At 55.5% G+C, this 6,518-nt stretch carries 6 protein-coding genes and 1 pseudogene; all 7 read left to right on the forward strand.

The window, feature by feature from the left end:
* Positions 1–94 precede the first annotated feature (94 nt).
* Positions 95–424: a hypothetical protein gene (locus ABYV89_RS13250; protein ID WP_432823423.1), complete on the forward strand. Its 330-nt coding sequence runs from the start codon at positions 95–97 to the stop codon at positions 422–424.
* Between the two features lie 393 nt (positions 425–817).
* Positions 818–3,172, forward strand: a complete 2,355-nt coding sequence (gene hsdR / locus ABYV89_RS13255; RefSeq protein WP_432823424.1) for an EcoAI/FtnUII family type I restriction enzme subunit R — start codon at positions 818–820, stop codon at positions 3,170–3,172.
* Positions 3,173–3,238: 66 nt separating this feature from the next.
* Positions 3,239–3,796, forward strand: a complete 558-nt coding sequence (locus ABYV89_RS13260) for an ORF6N domain-containing protein (protein WP_432823425.1) — start codon at positions 3,239–3,241, stop codon at positions 3,794–3,796.
* 27 nt (positions 3,797–3,823) lie between these two features.
* Positions 3,824–4,216, forward strand: a complete 393-nt coding sequence (locus ABYV89_RS13265; RefSeq protein WP_432823426.1) for a hypothetical protein — start codon at positions 3,824–3,826, stop codon at positions 4,214–4,216.
* A 61-nt stretch (positions 4,217–4,277) separates the two neighbouring features.
* Positions 4,278–4,523: a hypothetical protein gene (locus tag ABYV89_RS13270; protein ID WP_432823427.1), complete on the forward strand. Its 246-nt coding sequence runs from the start codon at positions 4,278–4,280 to the stop codon at positions 4,521–4,523.
* Positions 4,520–6,004, forward strand: a complete 1,485-nt coding sequence (locus tag ABYV89_RS13275; RefSeq protein WP_432823428.1) for an N-6 DNA methylase — start codon at positions 4,520–4,522, stop codon at positions 6,002–6,004. The genes ABYV89_RS13270 and ABYV89_RS13275 overlap by 4 nt, the downstream gene beginning before the upstream one ends.
* Positions 6,001–6,518, forward strand: a pseudogene (locus ABYV89_RS13280) (hypothetical protein); the annotation flags it as partial. The gene ABYV89_RS13275 and the pseudogene ABYV89_RS13280, both read left to right, overlap by 4 nt.

The following is a 6,518-nucleotide window of genomic DNA, read 5'->3' on the forward strand; positions in this document are numbered from 1 at the left end:
CTGCAGGGGGGTGTTGGGGTCGGCGCCGGTTGGCTCTGGCTCGGCCGCAATACGGCTGCGGTGTATGATCTGAGTGTGAGAAAAATGAGGATTTATGGATAAGTGTCCGGTTTGTAAAGAAGAACAGAAAGGTAAATTCTGGTGCAAGGCCTGCAGAACGGTCTTCGTCTGCCCGAACCAGGGTTGCGGGGCCGATATCCGCAAAAAAGACGTTGAAACCTGCCCCCGCTGCGGACTGCTGCTCAAGGAATATATGGACAGCCGCAAGATGTATCGCCAGTGTCCCAAGTGCAAGAAAAAGCAGGGCCTGTCCGAACCCCAGTGCAAGCACTGCAAGTACTGGTTCAACTGCCCGACCTGCGGTCACAAGGTGCCGTCGACCAGCATGCTGACCTGTCCGAGGTGTGCAACGTCTTTGCGGTGATGGATCGTTGCGGCCGGTGTTTTTCACCGTTCTAGTCAGCGAATCTTATGAAAACGGCGGCCATTAGGCCGCCGATTTTACTTATCCGGACGATTTGCCGGGGCTTTGCTCTTCAGCCGGACAAACCGTCCAGGGTTGGATGATAACGGCAGTAAAAATATATGGTCAGGGGGGCATGTGAGGCATATGGGATAATTTGAGACACGGTGAAACGGAATGGAATTGACAGCTTTTTTTAAAGGGATTACTTTAATACATATTTTATGACTGACGGTATCGCTGCCTGCGGGTACTGGTTTTGGGGTAAGAAGAGGGTCTGTTCAGCCCAGCAATGACTTTTGATGCCTTTTCTATGCATTGTGATTATTGGGGTGAACCCCGCCTGGAGGGGGCATGTCAAAGCAAAGCCTTTCCGAACGTGACATCTGCACCAAATTCATCACTCCTGCAATTCAAAATGCCGGCTGGGATATCCATACCCAGGTGCGCGAAGAAGTATCCTTCACCGCTGGCCGCATCATCGTTCGCGGCAAACTTCACACGCGCGGCAAGGCCAAGCGTGCCGACTACGTCCTCTACCACAAGCCGAACATCCCCATCGCCGTTATCGAGGCCAAAGACAACACTCACTCCGTTGGCCACGGTATGCAGCAGGCCCTTGATTACGCCGAGGCGCTCGATGTGCCGTTCGTATTCAGCTCCAACGGCGATGGCTTTCTGTTTCACGACCGCACCGGTCAGTCCAACCCCATAGAAACGAATTTAACCCTTGCGGATTTCCCCTCACCACAGGATCTCTGGCAGAAGTTCAGATCCTGGAAAGGGCTGAACCCGTCGGTTGAACAGGTGGTTTCCCACCCCTACTACAGTGACGGCAGTGGCAAGGAGCCGCGCTATTACCAGCGGGTCGCCATCAACCGGACCGTTGAAGCCATTGCCAAAGGGCAGGATCGCATCCTGCTGGTCATGGCGACGGGCACCGGCAAGACTTACACTGCTTTTCAGATCATCTGGCGGCTGTGGAAGTCCAAAGCCAAGAAGCGCATCCTCTTCCTCGCCGATCGCAACATTCTGGTCGATCAGACCAAGACCAACGACTTCAAGCCGTTCGGTCAGGCGATGACTAAGATAGAAAAGCGCCAGGTCAACAAGGCCTATGAAATCTACCTGTCTCTCTACCAGGCGGTCACCGGCACCGAAGAAGAAAAGAATATCTACAAGCAGTTCTCTCCCGATTTCTTCGACCTGGTGGTGATCGACGAATGTCATCGTGGCAGCGCCGCCGAAGATTCTGCTTGGCGGGAGATACTCGATTACTTCTCCGCCGCCACCCACATAGGCCTCACGGCAACGCCAAAGGAAACCAAGGAGGTGTCCAACATCACCTACTTTGGCGACCCGGTTTATACCTATTCCCTGCGGCAGGGGATTGACGATGGTTTCCTCGCCCCTTACAAGGTGGTGCGTATTGACCTCGACAAAGACCTGCAAGGATGGCGACCGACGCAGGGCCAGGTCGACAAAAACGGCAACCTGATTCCCGACCGGGTTTACAACCTCAAGGATATGGACCGTGAACTGGTTATGGAGCTGCGAACCCGGCTGGTGTCCCGCAAGGTCTCCGATTTTCTCAAGGCCAGCAACCGCTTTGACAAGACCATCGTCTTTTGCGAAGACATCGACCACGCCGAGCGGATGCGGCAAGAACTGGTCAACGCCAACAAGGATCTCGCCGCCGAAAACAGCAAGTACGTGATGAAGATCACCGGTGACGACCAGCTCGGCAAAATGGAGCTGGATAACTTCATTGACCCGGAGAGCCGCTATCCGGTCATAGCCACCACATCACGACTGATGAACACCGGCGTCGATGCCCAGACCTGCAAGTTGATCGTGCTCGACCAGACCATTCAGTCGATGACCACCTTCAAGCAGATTATCGGCCGGGGCACTCGCATCAACGAGGACTACGGCAAGTTCTACTTCACCATCATGGATTTCAAGAAGGCGACTGAACTGTTCGCCGACCCTGATTTCGATGGCGACCCCGTTGTGATTTACGAACCGGGCCCTGAGGATCGGCCGCTGCCTCCAGATCCACCCGAACCAGAGGGTCCCCCTGAAGACCTCCCTCCGCCACCCGAGCCGCCACCGGGACCCGAAGACCCTGAACCGCGCCGCAAATATGTCGTTGGCGATGTTCCCTTTTTCGTGGTTGCAGAAAGGGTTCAGTACTACGGTCCCGACGGCAAACTGATCACCGAGTCTCTCAAGGACTACACCAAAAAGACCGTCCAAAAAGAATATTCCACTCTCCGTGACTTTTTACTTCGCTGGAATGGGGTAGACAAAAAACAGGCGATGATTGATGAGCTGGCCGAGCAGGGCGTGATCTGGGATGCTCTGGCCAATGAGATCGGCAAGGATTTCGGGCCGTTTGACCTCATCTGCCATGTCGCCTTCGACCAGCCGCCACTGACTCGGCGAGAGCGGGTCGAGAATGTGCGTAAGCGTAACTACTTCACGAAATACTGCGAGCAGGCACGGGGCGTTTTGGATGCGCTATTGGAGAAATACGCCGACGAAGGCGTCGAGAGTATCGAAGATCTCAAAATTCTGCGGGTTCAGCCGCTGGATCGTTTCGGCACCCCGGTGGAGATCGTCCGGGCCTTCGGAGGCCGACCCGCCTTCGACGCGGCCGTAAGGGATCTTGAGGACCAGCTCTACCGAACTGTGATATCGCAGTAAATCGACAACTTACAAACTTGAGGTCACAATTTGTGACCTCAAGTTTTAGCAGTTGGGGAGGGGAGCATGGAGAGGACACAGGTTGATCTGTTGCTGGTCGAACGCTCCATTCGCCTCATCCGTGGGGACAAGGTCATCCTCGATGAAGACTTGGCGGAACTTTACGGCGTCGAAACCAAGAACTTGGTAAAGGCTGTCAAAAGAAACCTCGAACGGTTCCCCGCCGACTTCATGTTCCAGCTGACAAATCAGGAGTTTGCAGACTTGAGGTTCCAGATTGGAACCTCAAGTCAGTGGGGTGGCCGCCGCACGCCCCCCTACGCCTTCTCTGAGCAGGGGGTGGCGATGCTCTCCAGCGTCCTGCACAGCCCACGGGCGGTGCAGGTCAACATCGAGATCATGCGCACTTTCGTCCGCCTGCGCAAAATGCTATCCTCCCACGCCGACCTGGCGGCGCGTCTCGACGCCCTCGAGCAGAAGTACGAAGGACAGTTCCGACTGGTTTTCGATGCCATCCGCCAATTGATGCAGCCCACCAAGCAGGACAGAGAAAAAATCGGCTTCAAGATCGAGGAAGGGGCGGAGGCCTATCTTCACGATTCTGCCGGGCCAATGGCATTTTAAGGCATCTTGGAGATTGTGGAGGGAATAATGTCGTTCACGGGAGTAGCAACACCTATCGAGGAACCCGCGCTCTTGATCCGAATCAACCAGATGTACTTCCCGGGGATATCCGCGCAAGCGCTTTACGAAGCCACCCGTGGCGTCTGGGTGATAGGGGAGAGGCGCGAAAAAGCACGGTACGCTTTTACCGTTGCCGGCGGCATCATCCGCGAGGTCTTCGAGATCCAGTCCTGGCACTCCGCTGCGTCCACCCCCTACCAGACCCGTCCGCTCCATGATGTATCCTACAAGGGCCGCTGGGAGTTCCTCGGAGAGCTTGCGCCTGAGACGATGCGAAAGAGGTATATTGATCGTTCCGTGGCAGATTATTTCCCCCAAGGTGCGGCCAATCCAATTATGTACATCAATGTCCCAAGATAAGGGTGATTCGCTGGAGATGAAAGATTGATACAAATTTCCCTTAAAGAGGAGATTCGTCTATATGTTCGAGTATAACGGCACCTTACCGCTGCCAGTTAAGGCTGGCGATAATATCGAAGTGGTTGATGACATAAAAAGGGGAAGTGTAATCTGCTTTCACCGCCAGAGTGAAAATCTAATATATATCCGCACGCTCTCCCCCGAAGGTATTGCCAACTATCCCGGTCCTAAGTTTATTGTTGATGCTGGCAGCACGCCGGGAACCTTGAAATTGGATTTACTGCAAGAGGAAGCAAATCAATCATGACCGTTTCCACCACCATCAAATCGATTCAGGACATCATGCGCAAGGACGCAGGCGTCGACGGCGACGCGCAGCGCATCGGTCAGCTTGTCTGGATGTTCTTCCTGAAAATCTTCGACGACCAGGAGCAGGAGCTCGAACTGCTTCAGGATAACTACACCTCGCCGATTCCGGAGAAGCTGCGCTGGCGCAATTGGGCCGCCGATGCCGAGGGGATCACCGGCGACGAACTGCTCGATTTCATCAATAATGACCTGTTTAAGACCCTTAAAGAGCTGGAGCTGAATGCTGGCACAAACGGGCGCGGCATCGTGGTGCGCTCGGTCTTTGAGGATGCGTACAACTACATGAAGAACGGCACGTTGATCCGACAGGTGGTCAACAAGATCAACGAGATCGACTTCAACCGCTCCTCCGACCGCCACACCTTCGGTGACATTTACGAGCAGATCCTCAAGGACCTGCAGAGCGCTGGTAACGCCGGCGAGTTCTACACCCCGCGCGCTGTGACCCAGTTCATGGTCGATATGGTTGATCCCCATCTCGGCGAGAAGATCCTCGATCCGGCTTGCGGCACCGGCGGCTTCCTCTCCTGTTCCATCGAGCATGTACGCGGCAAGTACGCCAAGACCGCCGAGGACGAGAAACTCTTGGAGAAATCGATCTTCGGCGTCGAGAAGAAAGCTCTGCCGCACCTGCTCTGCACCACCAACATGCTGCTGCACGGCATCGAGGTGCCATCCAATATCCGCCACGACAACACCCTGGCGCGCCCCCTGCGTGATTACAGCCCCAAGGATCGCGTGGATCTGGTCGTCACCAACCCGCCCTTCGGTGGTACCGAGGAGGACGGCATCGAGGCCAACTTCCCGGCCAGCTTCCGCACCCGCGAGACGGCCGACCTGTTTCTCGTGCTGATCATGCACCTGCTCAAGGACGGCGGCCGCGCCGCCATCGTCCTGCCCGACGGCACCCTCTTCGGCGAGGGGGTCAAGACCCGCATCAAGGAGAAGCTGCTCGACGAGTGCAACCTGCACACCGTGGTGCGCCTGCCCAACGGCGTCTTCAACCCCTACACCGGCATCAAGACCAACCTGCTCTTCTTCACCAAGGGGGAGCCGACCAAAGAGGTCTGGTACTACGAGCATCCTTATCCCGAAGGGGCAAAGAGCTACAACAAGACCAGGCCGATGCGCATCGAGGAGTTCGCGCCCGAGAAGAGTTGGTGGGGAGGGGAGGAAAGATCCGGGCGGGAGGAGAGCGAGCAGGCGTGGAAGGTATCGGTTGAGCAGATCAAGGCCAACGGCTACAACCTTGATATCAAGAACCCCAACACCGTCGAGGATGATCACGGCGATCCCGAAGAATTGTTGGCCGAGTACAAGACGCTTCTCGCCAGCGTTGCCGAGACGCGGGAGAAGCTGAAGCAGGAATTGATGGGTGCCCTGGAGCGGGATGCCGATGCGGAGAGGGAGTCGGCATGACCGTTGAGACGTTCTTCGCCAATTTCGGACACCTGGCCGATGCGCCCAACGGGGTGCGGAAGCTGCGGGAGTTGATTCTTCAGCTTGCGGTGCAGGGGAAATTGGTGCCGCAGGATTCGAATGATGAGCCCGCTTCGGTTTTGATGGAAAGGATTGAGTCTGAGAAGAGCAAGCTGATTGCTGCAAAAGAAATCCGGGCAAAGAAAGATGTAGCGATAGATGCCGCCCCCTATGAGCTTCCAAAGAGTTGGTCATGGGTACCTCTTGGAAATATCTGTAGAGATTGGGGACAAAAGGTTCCTGATAAGCAATTCAGCTACATTGATGTGTCGGCGATAGACAATGAGAAGGGTGTCGTTGCTGAGCCAGCATTGACAGAAGCCGCAAACGCACCTTCTCGGGCGAGAAAGCTGGTGAAACCTGGAACTGTAATTTACTCAACAGTTCGCCCGTACCTACTCAACATTGCCGTGATCGATAAGGAGTTTGATCCCGAGCCGATTGCGAGCACTGC

The sequence above is a fragment of the Trichloromonas sp. genome (assembly GCF_041583255.1).
In the GTDB taxonomy this organism is placed as follows: domain Bacteria; phylum Desulfobacterota; class Desulfuromonadia; order Desulfuromonadales; family Trichloromonadaceae; genus Trichloromonas.